The organism is Paenibacillus sp. FSL H8-0034 (genome assembly GCF_038000305.1).
Classification (GTDB): domain Bacteria; phylum Bacillota; class Bacilli; order Paenibacillales; family NBRC-103111; genus Paenibacillus_S.
Genome location: NZ_JBBOBS010000001.1, coordinates 7,074,659 through 7,091,617, shown reverse-complemented (window position 1 = coordinate 7,091,617; position 16,959 = coordinate 7,074,659). Strand labels below are relative to the sequence as shown.

Here is a 16,959-nt window from a genome sequence, read left to right as displayed (position 1 = left end):
GATGTTGATCAGATATGGCCACAATTGATGATGTCGCAAGATTAGCCAAGGTGTCCAAGGGGACGGTATCGAATGTTTTTAGCCAAAAAAGACCTACGAGCAAGGAAGTCACAGAGCGGGTCATGAGTGTTTCCAGGAAATTAAATTACGTGCCTAATCATATTGCGCGCAGCCTGGTTACCAAAAAAACAATGGCTATCGGATTGACGATACCGCATGGCAGCTTCTTTTTCAACGCCTTTCATACGCAGTTCATCAACGCGGTAATATTGGAAGCATCCTATTATGGATACAGAGTGCTGCTGGATATGATCCCTTTGCAGAAGGTGAAGACGCCCTTTTTGTCGAGCTATCCGATTGATGGCGCTGTGGTTATGAGTCCTACAACAGATGATGAGCGGATTGATCTGATGCATCTCGGTCAAATTCCCTTTGTTACTGTCGGGAAAGTGATGAATGCCAATATTGATCATGCTGCAAGTGTAGATAACGATAATATGAAAATTATTACTAGCATATGCAGCTATTTCATAGATAAGGGTCATCGCAATCTGATGTTTTTGAATGCAAACGAGCTGATGACCGTATCGATTGTAAGAACAGCGGGATTTATCCAGGCCATGCATGATCACCAGATCGAAGTGGAACCGCACATGATTCACCATAAGCCAGCGATATTGTCCAATGAATACATGGATTATGGATATGCCGAGACGATTCGCGTATTGGGAAAGCTCAAGAAACAAGTAACGGCCATTATTGCCGATGATGACCGAACGGCGTTTAGCGTGCTGAATGCTATCAAGGATCTGGGTTTAAGGGTACCTGAGGATATTTCTCTATTCGTCATATGCGGAGATCTTTCGATGATGGTGCAATCCAACCCTTCCTTGTCAAGTATGGATTTGCAGCCATCGGAGCTTGGGGTTCAATCGGTCAGACTGTTAATGCACAAATTGGACGTGTTAAAAGGCGATTTTCCGGAAAATAAAATTATCGACAGCAAAATTATCGAAAGAGACTCTTGTTCAACGATTTGAACCCCTTAGGAGGATACCATGAACGATAAAATGTGGAATGTCGGTATTATTGGGCTTGGAAGCATTGGTGACTATCATATGAACAATCTCTCCAAAATCGCTAATACAAGAGTTGCAGCTATTTGTGATGTGAATGTACAGGCTGTAGAACAAGTCGGCATCCGATTGGGACTGTCTGCAGGCAAAAGATACATTCAGTACGAGGATATCATTGCGGATCCGGAAATTGATTTTGTTATATCCGGGGTATCCAATAAATTCCATTATGACATTCTAAAATGTGCGATTGCCTATAACAAACCGATATTTTCAGAAAAGCCCTTTACACGTACGATGGACGAAGCAGATGAGCTGTTGGAATTGTATGAGCGCAATCCGATTCCTTGCATGGTTGGGTTTTCGTACCGATACAGACCCTGCTTCCAATACGTGAAGCAGCTTGTCGAGCAAGGTACTTTAGGTCGGATTCGGCATATTGCCGCCCACTACCTGCAAGAGGAAAATGCGCCTATGTTTAACAAGGAGTATTCATGGCGGTTTAATCAAGCGATGGCCGGGTCGGGTATATTGGCGGATATTGGCTCTCATATGGTGGATGCGGCGCGTTTTTTTGTCGGGGAATTTACACAGGTGTCCGGGCTGATGTGCACATTTATTGACCAACGGATAGATTTGCGTACAGGACAGCCAACTGCAGTCGACGTGGATGATTTTACCGGCTTCCAGGGTGTGCTTGAAGGTGGAGTCATGGGCACATTTTATACACATAAGAATGCGCTTGGAACCGGCAACCAATTTAATGTGACCTTGTTTGGCGATCTGGGCACGGTCAGAATCTCAGTCGAACAGCCTAACGAGGTTCATTTGACGGTTAGAGAAGGCGAAAGCCTGGAGCTGATAGAAAAAAAGATTTACTTAAACGAGAAGCCCATGAAACTGATGCTTCAGGATTTTGTGGATTATCTGGATCAGGCGAATTCTCCTTTATTCCCGACATTTATGGATGGATACCGTAATCAGCAGGTGCTGCAAGCAATCATAGATTCAGCTAAAGATGGAGTAACCAGAAGCCTAAATCAACCATAACCGAATGAAAAGGAGTCTATTCAATGATTAAAGTAACGATATGGAATGAATTTCTCCAGGAGCAGCGTAAGCCGGAGGTAGCACACATCTATCCCAAAGGTATGCATGGAGCTATTGCCGATGGGATCAGGCAGGATGGATTTGAGCTTTCCTATGCAACCTTTGATGAGCCTGAGCATGGACTTACCCAGGATAAGCTCGATAATACGGATGTGCTGATCTATTGGGGTCATGTGGATCATAAAGGCTTTCAGGATCAAGTTGTTGATCGTATTTGCGCTCGTGTTCATAAGGGGATGGGGCTGATCGTCCTGCATTCAGGGCATCATTCCAAGCTATTCCGCAAGCTTATGGGCACATCCTGCGACCTCTTATGGAGAGAAGCCGATGAGAAGGAGCGGCTGTGGGTCGTTGACCCGTCTCACCCTATTGTAGAAGGCATCGGCCCTTATATCGATTTGGACGAGGAGGAAATGTACGGAGAACATTTTGACATCCCTGTACCTGATGAACTCATTTTTGTAAGCTGGTTTGCCGGAGGAGAAGTGTTCCGCAGCGGCTGCACCTACCGACGTGGTCAGGGCAGAATCTTTTATTTCCGTCCGGGTCATGAGACGTATCCGACCTATCACAACAAGGACGTTCATCGCGTAATCGCCAATGCTGTAAAATGGACGGCTCCCATTCAAAGAGAGCAGACGTTCTATGGACATCATGAGCCGCTTGAGCTAATTAAGAAATAATTGCATTCTTATTGTGTTTATAGCTGAGATGAGACATAAGCGAGCTTCTATCACCATTTATGGGTGAGGGAGGCTTTTTTTAATGCGAATATATTCGGAGCCTTCTGTGTTAACTACGCGAAAAATGGTAGAAACGACCCGGTTGCTATAGTCATCCAGCGTGTTAGCTAAGCGAAAACATGTATATTGAGAATTGCAAGCATGGTGCTTTATGCTAGGTGCTATTCAGTTACTTAGCTATGTAGCTGTTATAGAAACGGGAGGGATACAGCATTGAATACGGAAGGACTGTATACAGAGTCATGGATACAGGATGCCTGGGATAAGGCTGCTGCAAAAGTAACAAGCGCCAGCGCGCGTATCGGCGCCCAATTTCCGCACGGTTCGCACGAAGGTCGATTTCAATTCATGCCGCCACACTATTGGACAGCGGGCTTCTGGCCTGGATTGTTATGGTTGGTGTATCAGGATCAGGTTCAGAAGGATGAGGAGCTGCGTCAGTTAGCAGAGAGCTGCGAAGAAAAGCTGGATACGGTGCTTCAAGAGTATGAGCGGCTGGATCACGATATTGGCTTCATGTGGACACTCACGTCGGTGGCGAATTGGCAAATTACACAGAATGAAGCGTCCCGACATAGAGCGATGATTGCTGCAAGTCATTTGATGGCAAGATTCAATGTAAAGGGTCAATTTATTCGAGCCTGGAATCAGCCGGAGCGGGTCGGTTGGGCGATCATCGACTGCATGATGAACCTCCCTCTGCTCTATTGGGCCTCGAAGCAATCGGGGGACCCGCGGTTTAGGCATATTGCGACGGCACATGCGGACACGGTGGTAAAGCATTTCATTCGCGACGACGGATCGGCTTATCATATTGTTTGCTTTGACCCCGAGACGGGTGAACGTGTCAGTGCTCGCGGGGGACAAGGGTATGCAGAAAAATCGGCATGGGCGCGGGGTGTGGCATGGGCTATTTACGGGTCGGTGCTAAGTTATCGGCATACTGGGCGGACAGGCTTCTTGGAGGCTGCTGAACGTGCAGCGGGATATTTCTTGACGAACCTTCCTGAGGATAGGGTGCCATATTGGGACTTTCGTCTACCTACCTTCGAGCATGGCCCAAAGGATTCAAGTGCAGCTGCGATCGCAGCAAGCGGACTGCTTGACATGGCAGCTGTAATGGAAGGAGAGCAGGCGGAATTTTATAAGGGAGAAGCTCTGTCTATCTTGAAGTCATTAACGCAGCAGTATACTTCGGACGACACCGAAGAGGCAATTTTACTGTATGGAACTGGGAACGTTCCGATGAACCAGAATATCAATAGACCTTTAATTTATGGGGATTATTATTACGTGGAGGCTTTATCCAAGCTAAGAGGCCACTCTTCGTTCTGGGGGCCGGAGGAATAAGGTCATGTATATCGCTCGAAAAAAAGTATATTGTCGTTGAAATATCGTGTGGAGGCCTGCATGTTAATTCGGCGAAATGATGTATATTGAATCATGAGTTGCTGTGCTATACGATTGAGCTCAAACCACAATACGAGGAAGTGACATCCATGAGACCATCGGCTCCGTCATCACCACCAACCATCGGAGATCCAGTCATAACCAAACCAAGCTGGTTGGAGAGGAAGTATTCAAGACGGATTCTTAGGCAGAACATTCCCTTGTACATTATGTTTTTGCCTATAATAATTTTCTTCCTGTTATTTAAATATTCTCCAATGGCGGGCTTAGTCATCGCATTTAAGAAGTACAGCTTTATAAAAGGGATTTGGGGCAGCCCTTGGGCCGGATTCAGTTCATTCGAGCTTATTTTCAATAACGACCAAATGCTGGGTATCGTGTGGAACACGCTGCTGCTTAGTGGATTAAATATTGTTGTCGGATTTCCGATGCCCATCATTCTGGCCCTGATGCTTAACGAGATGCGCAAGGCATGGTTCAAACGGACAATTCAAACCTTTGTTTATTTACCACATTTTCTAAACTGGGTAATTGTCGGGGGGATCGTCGTTACGGTATTCTCACAAAGCACGGGAACCATTAATCATCTGGTGGAGCAGCTGTTCGGAACGACCTATCCTTTCTTATATAACGAAGCTTCCTGGGTTGCCATTTATGTCTCCTCTGGTGTATGGAAAGATGCGGGTTGGGGGGCGATCATTTATTTAGCGGCACTCACCTCTATCGACCAAAGCCTTTATGAGGCGGCTAGCATAGACGGAGCGAACAAGTGGCAGCAGATGCGCAATGTGACGATACCCGGAATTTTGCCAACCGTTTTTATTATGCTGATTTTGAAAATTGGCCAGCTGATGGAAGTTGGCTTCGATCATGTGTATGTGCTTCAGAATAATGCTGTTGCCAATATATCGGAGGTCATAAGTACATTTATGTACAAGATCGGGATTCAGCAAGCGCAATTTAGTCTGGCTACAGCGATGGGATTGTTTGAATCACTTGTTGGACTGGTGCTTGTGCTAACGGCTAATGCAATCGCGCGGCGATTTAATCAAGGCTTGTGGTGAGGAGGGGATTTCATGAAAAGCACAACAGGAGAAAAAATATTTTATTCGTTCAATTACCTTGTGATGTTCCTGATCGGAATGAGCTGCGTGCTGCCGCTTGTACATATATGTGCGCTATCGCTTAGTGACAAGCATGCCCTGGCATCCGGAACTATAAGCTTTTGGCCTGTCAATCTGGATTTCAGTGGCTACAACACTTTATTTACGGAAACGCCAATCCTCAAAGCATTCCGAAATAGTCTGATCATTACGATAGTCGGAACCGCGTTGAACATGCTGTTTACTGTGCTGGCCGCTTACCCGTTATCCAAAAGATATTTTATCGGACGCAAATTGTACTCGTTTGCCATCATTTTTACGATGCTGTTCGGAGCGGGGATGATCCCCACCTACCTGCTGCTCAAAAGCCTGGGGCTGCTCAACACATACGGAGCGATCTGGTTTCCGGGTCTGGTCAGCGTGTGGAATCTGATGGTGCTCAGAAGCTTTTTTGAAGGTATTCCTGAGGAACTGGAGGAGGCCTCGCGTATGGACGGTTGTTCAGAGTGGAGGCTGATTATACAGATCGTATTACCGTTATCCGTACCGGTGTTAGCTGCTTTATCGTTATTTTATGGTGTCAGTCACTGGAATGCATTCATGAATGTACTGATCTACATCAATGATTCGAGCAAGCACAATTTGTCTGTCCTGGTGCAGCAAATGATTCAGAGCCAGAGTCTGATGCAGGAAATGACGAATGTTCAGCCTGATATGGCGGCAAGTCTTACTCCGGAAGGGCTGAAGGCTGCAGGGGTTATGGTTCTGACGCTTCCGATGCTGATTGTGTACCCGTTTTTGCAAAAATATTTTGTCAAAGGCGTTATGATTGGAGCCGTAAAAGGTTAGTTTGCCATTATGATGTAGTTAAGGGGAGAATGTCACTATGAAAAAACAGCACAGTAAAAAAGCGGTATCCGTTACCTTGGCGTTATTATTAAGCAGTACTGCCGTTTTGGCGGCTTGCAGTACTCCGGACAGCAAGCAGGCTGCTCCCAATGCGGGCGCCGATTCCGGCAAGGAGGCTGCTCAGGTTAAAGGGCCCAAACCGAAAATAACCGTATCAGTGTATGATCGTAACAATGTGCCCGAAGGCGAAGGGACGATCACCAATAATCGTTGGACCAAATGGATTAATGAAAAAGCTCCGGTTCAGGTTGAATTTATTCCCATTCCAAGAACGAGTTCTACGGAGAAGTTTAATGTCATGTTTGCATCCGGTGAAGCGCCTGATCTGATCATGGAATTCACCAACAGCTACACAAAGGACTTGGCATCAAAAGGGCAAATCATCCCGCTTGATGAACCGATTGAGAAATATTCAACGACATATAAGAAGTTTTTGAAGGAAAACCCGGTTATTCAGAAATCGACCTTATATAATGGTAAAACTTATTTTTTTGGCAGATTGCTTCCGTTCACACCCAACCATTATCTGATGATCCGCAAGGATTGGCTGGATAAGTTAAAGCTCCCGGTACCGAAAACTACCGAAGAATACCTGCAAACAGCCAAGGCTTTCACGGAACAGGATCCAGATGGAAATGGGAAGAAGGACACACTCGGAACCACATTCCACGATATCGAATTTTTTTACCAGTTTGACCCTGCTACGTTAAGTGCTTATTTATTGCAAAATGATCAGTACGTACGTTCATGGGATCGCGCTAAAGCGGTTATTGATATGAAGAAAAAGCTGTATGATGCTGGAACCGTGGATAAGGATATATTCGCAGACAAGACTGGCGCTAAGGCTCAGCAGGATTGGGTTAATGGCAAGCTCGGTATTTATGGCTCAGATAATCTTGAAGGTATTAAAGGCTATGGCGTATACGATACCTTTAAGAAAAACAATCCGGATGGTGAGGTTATGATACTCCCTATGCCGAAGTCCGAATTTGGTCAGTTCGCTCCGGCGACGTCCACACCGGTTCAATTCAATGCCGCTATTAATGCGACGGCCAAGAATGTGGAAGCCGTTATCAAGTATGTGGATTGGCTAGTAAGCGAAGAGACGCAGAAAACCTTGATGTTCGGCTTTGAAGGCGAGCATTACAAGATGGAGAATGGTTGTCCGAAGCCTATTGATGCAGCCAAGAACAAGAAGGAGCTTAGCTGGAATGGTGATTACCAAATGTTGAGCAATACAGCGCTCTTTGGCAAGTGCGCAGATTTCTCCAATCAACTGGACCCGAATAAGCCTTTGGATCAGCAATATATGAAGCTTATGGAGCAAGGAAGAGAAGCTTATGTATCACCGGACCGACCGCTTCACTTTGAGGTTCTTATTCCTCAAACCTTGCCGGATGATCTGCTTGTCATTAACAATACAGTTAAAAATACGATTACCAATATTTATACCAAGGCGGTTGTTGGCGGCGGCAGCTATACCGTGGATCAAGCGATGAAGGATGCAATGGATGCTTGGGACAAGGCCGGTGGCAAGAAAATCGATAGCTTCTTTGCACAAGCCTATACAGATAATAAGAAAGACGTTGTTTATACGAAGGATTTCTACAAGTATATGCAGAAATAAGGCAAGGAGCAAGGCGAGCTGACCCCTCGCCTTCTCTTTGTTGTCCAAGGGAGTATGGCAATATGTTAAGATAATCGTATCATCAATGCGAAGGAGAGAATACTTCATGAGAAGAAATTGGTTTTATCGCTTGCTTCTTTCCTATTTGCCTGTTCTTCTTTTGATCGTCTGTTTATTTATCTTCATAGGCATTGTGCAACTGAACGATTTGTCGAGGAAGGAAGCGATAAAATCAAGCCATGTATATGTTCAGAATCTACAAAGCAGCATGGACATGTCCCTGAGATCGATAGAAATGATTATGATTGAGACGATTACAAGGAACAATAAGCTCACTTCGTTTGCCGGTATGGAAAGTGACTCGCCATTCATTATAGAATTGTCTCAGCTGCTCCAAAGCATGACAACGACCAATCCGCTGATCGATTCCGTCTACATATATCGAGCGGGAGATGGAACGATTGTCAGTGATAAAACGAAGCTTACCATTGAACAATTTGGAGATCGCTCCTACATCGAACAAAATTTAAATAACTCTGGGAGAGGCAGTTGGAGTGCTCCCCGCGTGTTTCGCATACTCAAGGATGTAGGTGATGAAAGTAAGGTCATTTCTATGGCCAAAGGTGTCCCGATTAATGCTAAAGGCATTTCACTGCTTGTAGTGAATGTCAGGGTGAGTGCGATTCAGGAATTTTTGGAGAAATACGGGAGCTCAGAAGTTAATCAAATTGCAGTTCTGGATAGTACGGGTAATTATTTATTCGAGCAAACACACAGAGATCGAAAGTCTGACGATGTGGAACTCCTATCGAGTTATACGGGATGGACCTATTACAGCGGTTTACGGACGGCTGGAATTGGTCATCTATACAGCTATGTAACCAGTGGTTGGTTTTTATTCGGGTTCCTCGGTTTACTTATTGGAATCGGGTGGATCGTCTATATTACACGTAAGAATTACAAGCCGATTGAAACGATGATGTCGCGAATTCAGAAATACAATCAACAGCACAAAGAGCATTCCATTCAGGAGCCTACTGTGGATGAGCTCAAATATATTGATTATACGCTTAACAGCATGATGGAGTTCACTCGGGATTATGAGAACCAAAATAAAGAAAATCATCAATATCGGCGTTTGCGTCTGTTTCAGGAATTGGTTGAAGGAAGCCAAGTTATTGATCAGGCTGAGTGGGATGCGGAGCTTCGCGAGATGGGTTTGGAAGTGTTAGGGAGCGCCTCCGTTAGCATTATTGAGATTGATAAGTATATGGAGTTTATTAGTGGGCATTCCCGCAAGGATCAAGGTCTATTTAAATATATATTAAAAAAAGTGGTTGATGAGACGGCAGAAGCCCAGGGGCTGCTTATATGGCAGGAATGGGTCACCAATCACAGACTGTGTGTCATGTGTTTCGATGAGCAGCAGTTTCAGACTGAAAATCATATGCTGGCCCTCTCTGACCAGGTCCGTCTATGGATGCAGGATAATTTGAAGCTCACTGTGACGTTTGGTTTAGGATGTACCGTATCCGAGGTGTTTGCCATATCCCGGTCCTACGAGTCAGCAGCTAGAGCCCTTGATTATAAATCGGCACTTGGCAGCAACCGGGTCATCGGTCATTGGGAGATCGAATTGCTGTCACATGATGATCTTTTTATTTATTTGCAGTATGTTCGGACCATCGCTCAAGCCTTTCGTGTAGGCAATGAAGGCTGGGAGGAGCAGCTGAAGCTATTGTTTGACGGATTAAGAAGGCTGATGCTGCCTAAGGAGGAAATCAGCGGCATCCTCATCTATATGAACTATTATTTTTACCGGGAAATGATGGAGCTGCCACCGGAATATCAGGAGCTGTGGAACCAGGAGTTCCGGGCCCCGTGGGATGAGAGTATGGATATGCTGGAAACCTTGGACGAGCTGGAGTCCTTTTATTCCAGGAATCTGTCTGTCTGTGCGAGGAAAATGGCAGCAATTCGCGAAAGCAAGGGCAATCATGCCGTGGTCCAGAAGGTTAGAGACTACATTGAAGACAATTTCAGCAATCAGGACTTGTCCTTATCGGGACTCGGTGAGCAATTTCATATGAATACATCCAGCTTGAGCACTCTGTTTAAGGAAGAGTTCGGGGAAAAGTTTGTCGTCTATCTGTGTCAGGTCCGGATGGAGCGAGCGAAGGAACTGCTGCGGGGAACGACGCTTCCGATCCAGGAGATTTCGGAGCAGGTAGGATATCTCCATCAAATGTCATTCATTCGGGCTTTCAAGAAGATGGTGGGAACGACTCCCGGGGATTATCGTAAAGTACACCAGTAACGACTTTTGTAGGTGATATGGTTAATTCTCCACTATGGATGGGCAGGCTAAGTATATCTTTTTAACTCCGGCTGCAACCTTTTGAACAAGAGTCCCGTCTGTAGGTATAACTTCGAAGTTGAACTTATACTCTTACATCAAGGAAGGATGAATATAATGAAAAAGATCGTAACTTTGGTTTCCACAGCCGCATTGTTGTGCACGGTATCGGCAGGCTCGGTGTTTGCTTTCTCGGATTTGAATGCAGCAGAGAAGGAGCCGATTATGATGCTTAAGGATAAAGGTTTTGTAACGGGGGTGGACAGTGAGCATTTTGCACCGCGGAGCACAATGAGCTATGCACAAAGCATCAGCCTGATCGTTAAGGCACTCGATATTAATTTGAACGCAGTTTCTTTTGTGAAGCAGCCGCAGGCTAGCGACTTCTTTACGAACATTCCGAATGATGCCTGGTATGCAGAAGCTTTTATTAATGCCAAGGTCAATGGTTTGGATATCCCTAAGGATGTTGATCCCAACGCAGCCATTACCCGTGAAAAATATGCCAATCTGCTCGTTACTGCACTGGAATTAAAGGGAACCTTCCCGATGGTCAAGATGATGGTTTTGTTCGATGATAATGATCAGATCGACCCTATGTACCAAGGGACATTGCAGCGCCTGTACTTGTATCGTATCGCCAAGGCGGATGAAAGCCGGATGGCTTATCCGAAGCGCGAAATAACGCGTGGTGAAGCGGCGGTATGGGTGGGCAACACGGTGAAATTTTTGGAAAGCCAGCCTGACTACATGCAGCCTGTTAAGCCAGCTCCCGAGCAACAGGACGATGTCAAAGTGACAGTGGAGCAAGTCAATGCGGATGTCAGCAAAGTCACATTAACCCGCAGCTTACCAAGTCCAGGATATGGCTTCACAATTAGCGGCATTCGTTTCCAGCCAGATGGTACGGCAGTCATCCAATATCAGGTAAGTGACCCTAAGCCAGGCATGATGTATCCGCAGGTCATCACTGAGGGCAAAGCCGAAACCTATATTTCGTCCAAATATAAACCGGTCACGGAGCGGGAAGCAGCGCCAACAATTGCCATTGATCCTCCAGCACCTGCTGTCGTCAACCCGAACCCAAGTTAATGAAGGAAGCTCTCAACCTCCAGCTGCACGATTATCGTGGGTCTGGAGGTTTTTTTACAAGCTAAACTTTATTTTATAAATAGACGTAAAAGGCTGCTGCGGCGGCCTTTTGCTGCTTCTGCAGTTCTTGATTCATCCATAATCCTTGTTTAATGAACAGAAAAGTAGGGTATCGTTATATAGATAATATTCAGTAGAGTGCCGTATAATATAACGTATAGCTGGGGAAGGGGAAATAAGAATGGAAAACAAATTTGTTGCGGTGGATGGTGGAGGCAAGTTCTCCTATAAGGAACAAGGCACAGGCAAAGCAGTTGTGCTGCTGCATGGTTTTTGCGGAAGCTCTGTCTATTGGGATGAGCTGCTTCCACTGCTGCCTAATGGTTATCACTGGATACTACCGGATTTGCGAGGACACGGGCAATCGGGAGCGCCTGCTGGCGAATATTCAATGGAAGCCTTCGCAGGCGATCTGGCGCAGCTGCTCAAGGGACTTGATGCAGGACCGGCAATTGTACTGGGTCACTCGTTGGGAGGGTATATCGCGCTTGCTTTCGCTGAACGGTACCCTGAACTGCTGTCAGGGTTCGGGTTGATTCATTCCACAGGCTTCCCGGATACGGATGCGGGAAAAGAAGGACGATTAAAAGGCATCGCTACGATAGAAGAACAAGGTTTGCCAGCTTTTATTGAGGGACTGGTTCCGAAGCTGTTTGCTCCAGATCATCTTCAATCGATGCCGGAGGCAGTGGCCAGAACGATCCAGATCGGCAATAGCACGGATCCACAGGCGGCGATCCGTACACTTCAGGGAATGAGATCACGCCCTGATCGCAACGATGTACTATCCAGCACAAAGGTTCCTGTACTGCTGGTTGCAGGTGCGCACGATCAAATTATTCCGGTTGAACGGACGTTTACGGTTAGTGGAAGCCAAATTACGCAGCGCTTGATCGAAACGTCAGGTCATATGAGTATGCTGGAGGCGCCGGAAGCATTGAAGGAAGCTATCGAATCGTTTCTAGCTACGGTTTACTAGGTTGCATGTTATTGCCTTATTGCTCGTATTGCTCTCAGGGATGCTTCACGCCGTCTGGAACCTGTTTGCCAAGAAAAGCGTTAATAAGTCTGTCTTTTTATGGCTGGCGCATTGGGTAGGAGCTATAGTCTTTCTACCTGGAGCCTGGTATGAGTGGGGGAGCTTTGCTTTTTCTTTAAAAAGCCTGGGATTGTTGGCAGGCTCCATGTTCATACACGGACTGTATTTATTTTTGCTTGCCCGAACGTATCAGATTGGTGATCTGTCGCAGGCTTATCCAATCATGAGGGGAATCAGTCCGATTATCGTCCCGCTTGTCGCTGTGCTTCTGCTCGGTGAAACGATGTCCAGCCTCGGTTGGGTCTGTATTCTGGGTATTATAGCTGGTATTGTTTGGGTGAGCGGAGGCAGGGCGCTGTTTCGTCAGTCTGCTCATACCAATCATACACTGCTGCTGGCGGGTGCAGTCGGGATCTGTGTCAGTGGTTATATCGTTGTGGACAAAATCGCCATCGAGTCGTCGATTCCGCCTATTGTGCTAAATGAAGCTACGAATATCGCCAACTTATTGGCATTAACGATAGCGGTCATCCGCTCAAAAGGGATTGCTGCTGAATGGAAGCTGAACTATCGTACGATTATCATCGGCGGGATTTTGGCGCCTGGCGGCTATATGCTATTTCTGTATGCGTTAACATTGGCACCAGCGTCCCAATTGGCGCCCATGCGGGAAATCGGAACCGTATTTGGCACCTTGTTCGGCCTGCTGCTGCTGAATGAGCCGCAGGGCCGCAGTCGTATTATCGGTTCTGCACTTATAACCGCAGGCGTAATTGGCCTGGGATTCTCATAATGGAACAGGCTCCCTCTGGAGCCTGTTTCCAATTGCATAATGCATCAATCCGGATAGTCGGTGTAAGGTGGAAAAGTCTAGGCAGCAGCTGCCAGTCTTATTTGAAGCTTTTTCCACCTGCATGCATCGGTGATGAATGCCTGCTGATCTTCGAGCCCAGATACAACAGAATGAGCAGCATAATCGCACCTTGAATAACAATGGCCATCGAGATCGAAGCCCCTTGTTCAATGACCAAATAGTACAGCCCCGATCCGATCACCATCAGTATATTTTCAACAAAATTTTGCACGGCAATTGTTTTTCCAGCCCCTACCATTTTCGTTCCTTCTTCCTGAAGCACCGTGTTCATCGGCACAATGAAGATCCCGCCCATACAGCCTACCGCCAATAAAAATACGATGGTAATTGAGGTAGAGTGCAGCCAGGGGAAAATAAAGATGAGCACAACCATCAAAAAGCCGTAAATAATCGATTTGTAATACTGCTGAAGCTGAACAAATTTGGGAGCAAGGAATGCACCGATCACGATCCCGATTGACGTGGTAGCGAGAATCAGGGAAACGCTGAAATCCTCAGGACTAAACCCCAGAGCAAGTGGTATCCAGGCTAACACGGCTGTACGGAGTACGGCTGAGCTCATCCAGAAGGCTCCTGTACCGATCAGGGAAAAGTTGGTTTTGGAATGGCTCAGCAGTGTCGAGACACTTTTGAAAAACTGCAGTGCTTCCCGCGTATAACGTATGGACTGATCTCCCGGCATACGTGGAATTAAAAAAGTCACACCCAGCGATAAAGCATACAGCAGCACACAGATGAGTGACGATTGCACCGTACTGGTAACGGAGACAATAGCACCGCCTCCACCGATCCCTGTCAGGATGGCCAGGATCGTATACGCTTCAATTCTGGAATTAGCCTTAAACAGCTGCTGGTCGGTTTCGATGAGCTCTGGTAATATTCCATACTTGGCTGGTGAATACACAACGGCTCCAACGCCTACGGTAAAATAACTGAGCATTAATAAAACCATATTGGATTGATCAATAAAGATGAGTGCAGAGATACCCAGCAGCTTGATCAGATTGCCTATAATGAGCACGATGGATTTTGGCATTTTATCTGCAAATGGACCGACAATAGGGGCTAACAAAATATAAGGAAGGAAAAATGCCATCGTCACCAAAGCTAACGATTCGGGCGAAAAGCCATTTTTAGTTAACAGACTGGCAATGACTAATAGGGACATGTTGTCCGAGAAAGCTGATAAAAATTGCGTGATATACAAGGCATTCAGGGCCCGCTCTTTCATACATATCAATCCCTTCGATTAGGCAATAGGCAAAGTATTTTTCAAAGCGTTGGCGGTAGATGCTTACACGGTTACAACAATCTCAGGCTCCTTGCTCGAGCGCAGCTTCAACGTGTTTCTTCAATGTCACGTAATCGGTTTTGCCACTGCCAAGCAGCGGCAGTTTATCGATCACTTGCAATCTGGAAGGCAGCAGCATTGGCGTATACCCTTTTTCGTTAAGCTTGGCCTTAAATTCCTGTAAATTCAGACCCTCCTTGGTGGTGAACAGCAGAATACGCTCTCCTTTGCGGCCGTCGGCTACACTGATTGCAGCAAGCGGAATGTCACCATAACAGGCGGTAGCAAGCTCTTCAACCAACTGTAGGGAAATCATCTCTCCGCCAATTTTGGCAAAACGCTTCAGCCGCGATTTAATGCTCAGAAAACCTTGTGCATCCACTTCTACAATATCTCCGCAATCATACCATTCGGGGCAAGGAACAAAGCCTTTGCCATGAATCAGGTAACCCTTCATAACATTAGGACCTTGAATAAGCAGGTTGCCGCCATGCTCAATACCCGGTATCGGTTCAAGCTTGTAATGGATGCTCGGCAGCAGCTTGCCGACCGTACCTCTTTTATAGTTGAGCGGTGAATTGATCGAGACGACTGGCGAAGCTTCGGTTGCTCCATAGCCTTCGAATATACGGATACCAAACTTTTGGCTCCACAGCTCGCGTACCTCATCCTTCAGCTTCTCGGCTCCTGCAACGACAATTCGCAGCGAATGAAAGTCATATGGGTGTGCAGCCCGACCATATCCAGCGAGAAAGGTAGAGGTTCCAAATAAAATCGTCGCATTGCGATCATAGACGACCTCGGGAATGGCGCGATAATGCAAGGGACTTGGATAGAGCATCACCGGCACTCCGGTAAGGATCGGCAGCAGGGTGCCTGCAGTCAGACCGAAGCTGTGAAACATCGGCAGTGCGTTGAACATTTTGTCAGCCGCAGTAAAATCGAATACAGCCTTGCACTGCTGAATATTCGCATACAATTGATCATGCCCGAGAACGACACCCTTGGGCTTGCTTTCACTGCCGGAGGTGAACAGGATGATATCGCGAAATCCTTGCTCGGCTTGTGCGCCCATCCAATAATCAAGCAGGCCTCCAAGCTTGTCGGACAGCTTGACTTCGTCCTTAACATCCTCCAGGTAAATGATCGTGTGTTCCTGTGCCAAGGACTGAATGGTGGCTTCCAGCTTGGCCTTCTCGATGAACTGGCGGGAGGTGATTATGGTCCGCAGCACCGCTGTTTCACAAGCATCCAGCAGGCTTTGCTGTCCGGCCGAGAAGTTCAGCATCGCAGGTGTTTTCCCAAGGCGCAGCAGCGCGAACAAGGCGATCACATGAGCAATCGAATTAGGCAGCAGCAAACCGATAGCGGCTTGATTGTTAAGCTTGGGACGCAGCTTACGCCCGAATACGTAAGAGGAAACGATCAGCTTTTTATAGGTAAGGCTCTGTGTCAAATCCTCGCAAATTTTGTTCGTTTGTCCATGAAGGGAAGCTTGCAGCAGCAGTTCGTTAAACAGGTTTACTTCCGTTTTCAAGCGGCTTTTCAACAAATGCTCCTGCATGGTAGTCAGAATTGTATCCGCAGCCTGCTGCTTTTGCAGCTTCATGGATACTCCCGGCTGCTGCTCGATTCGGAAATGGTCACCAACCTGGATACGGATTGCCGGGAACAATACCGTCTTGATTTTATGACCGATATAGGAAAGCTTGGAGCGTTCGGCTCCATTAATGGCGATGGGAATAAGCTTAGCCCCTGTTTTTAAGGCAATGTAAGCAATACCGCTGTATATTTTCATCAATCCGCCTGTCGTTGTGATACGCCCTTCCGGGAAGAGAACGAGCGGAACACCGCTTTGTACCGTCTTGACCATCTTGCGTACCGAATACGGATTAAGCGGATCAACGGTAATATGCCTGACCAGCTTCAGCGGCAATCGCAATCGACGGGCAATTGATGTATTCACCACGAAGGTTGCTTCCTGGGGCAGATAGAGTGCTAACAGCAGCGCATCCAGCAGCGACACGTGATTAGGCATCAGAATGGTCGGCTGGCTGAAATCCAGCTTCTCCAAGCCGGACAGCTTGAGCCGGAATACGATACGGAATAATCCTTTTAAGAACGCAATAAGCACGGACATGGCAATCGACTCCTTTACATGGAACGCATGAATGTATAGTTGAGTATGGCTGATAATTGTATTGTACATGGAAGGCAGCAAAAAGAAGAGTACTAACTTTATGTAGTACCCTTCTGATAACATAAGAAT

The 16,959-nt window shown here is 46.5% G+C and carries 13 protein-coding genes; 11 read left to right on the top strand and 2 right to left on the bottom strand.

The window, feature by feature from the left end; translation table 11 throughout:
* Positions 1–14 precede the first annotated feature (14 nt).
* The 11 genes from NST47_RS31675 to NST47_RS31625 all read left to right on the top strand — a co-directional run bounded on the left by NST47_RS31675 (position 15) and on the right by NST47_RS31625 (position 13,318).
* Positions 15–1,040, top strand: a complete 1,026-nt coding sequence (locus NST47_RS31675) for a LacI family DNA-binding transcriptional regulator (RefSeq protein ID WP_341158691.1) — start codon at positions 15–17, stop codon at positions 1,038–1,040.
* An 18-nt stretch (positions 1,041–1,058) separates the two neighbouring features.
* The gene (locus NST47_RS31670; RefSeq protein ID WP_341158690.1) at positions 1,059–2,126 is read left to right on the top strand and encodes a Gfo/Idh/MocA family protein; all 1,068 of its coding nucleotides are present in this window, start codon (positions 1,059–1,061) and stop codon (positions 2,124–2,126) included.
* A 23-nt stretch (positions 2,127–2,149) separates the two neighbouring features.
* The gene (locus NST47_RS31665) at positions 2,150–2,869 is read left to right on the top strand and encodes a ThuA domain-containing protein (protein ID WP_341158689.1); all 720 of its coding nucleotides are present in this window, start codon (positions 2,150–2,152) and stop codon (positions 2,867–2,869) included.
* Positions 2,870–3,142: 273 nt separating this feature from the next.
* Entirely contained in the window at positions 3,143–4,279 is a 1,137-nt protein-coding gene (locus tag NST47_RS31660) for a glycoside hydrolase family 88 protein (protein ID WP_341158688.1), read from the top strand.
* Between the two features lie 149 nt (positions 4,280–4,428).
* The gene (locus NST47_RS31655) at positions 4,429–5,403 is read left to right on the top strand and encodes an ABC transporter permease (protein WP_445667423.1); all 975 of its coding nucleotides are present in this window, start codon (positions 4,429–4,431) and stop codon (positions 5,401–5,403) included.
* 12 nt (positions 5,404–5,415) lie between these two features.
* Positions 5,416–6,291: a carbohydrate ABC transporter permease gene (locus NST47_RS31650; RefSeq protein ID WP_341158687.1), complete on the top strand. Its 876-nt coding sequence runs from the start codon at positions 5,416–5,418 to the stop codon at positions 6,289–6,291.
* A 37-nt stretch (positions 6,292–6,328) separates the two neighbouring features.
* The gene (locus NST47_RS31645; RefSeq protein ID WP_341158686.1) at positions 6,329–7,978 is read left to right on the top strand and encodes an extracellular solute-binding protein; all 1,650 of its coding nucleotides are present in this window, start codon (positions 6,329–6,331) and stop codon (positions 7,976–7,978) included.
* A 106-nt stretch (positions 7,979–8,084) separates the two neighbouring features.
* Positions 8,085–10,295 carry an AraC family transcriptional regulator gene (locus NST47_RS31640; protein ID WP_341158685.1) on the top strand — a complete coding sequence of 737 codons (2,211 nt, stop codon included), beginning with the start codon at positions 8,085–8,087 and terminating at the stop codon, positions 10,293–10,295.
* A 156-nt stretch (positions 10,296–10,451) separates the two neighbouring features.
* Positions 10,452–11,426: an S-layer homology domain-containing protein gene (locus NST47_RS31635; RefSeq protein WP_341158684.1), complete on the top strand. Its 975-nt coding sequence runs from the start codon at positions 10,452–10,454 to the stop codon at positions 11,424–11,426.
* A gap of 241 nt (positions 11,427–11,667) precedes the next feature.
* Positions 11,668–12,465: an alpha/beta fold hydrolase gene (locus NST47_RS31630; RefSeq protein WP_341158683.1), complete on the top strand. Its 798-nt coding sequence runs from the start codon at positions 11,668–11,670 to the stop codon at positions 12,463–12,465.
* A 1-nt stretch (position 12,466) separates the two neighbouring features.
* A complete protein-coding gene (locus tag NST47_RS31625) occupies positions 12,467–13,318 on the top strand; it encodes a DMT family transporter (protein WP_341158682.1) in 852 nt (283 codons plus the stop codon).
* Between the two features lie 97 nt (positions 13,319–13,415).
* Here the strand turns inward: NST47_RS31625 and lplT are convergent, their stop codons facing one another.
* Together lplT and NST47_RS31615 are read right to left on the bottom strand one after the other, a co-directional pair.
* Complete coding sequence (lplT, locus tag NST47_RS31620) at positions 13,416–14,630, bottom strand: lysophospholipid transporter LplT (protein ID WP_341158681.1); 1,215 nt, start codon at positions 14,628–14,630, stop codon at positions 13,416–13,418.
* Between the two features lie 82 nt (positions 14,631–14,712).
* A complete protein-coding gene (locus NST47_RS31615; RefSeq protein ID WP_341158680.1) occupies positions 14,713–16,830 on the bottom strand; it encodes an AMP-binding protein in 2,118 nt (705 codons plus the stop codon).
* Positions 16,831–16,959 lie beyond the last annotated feature (129 nt).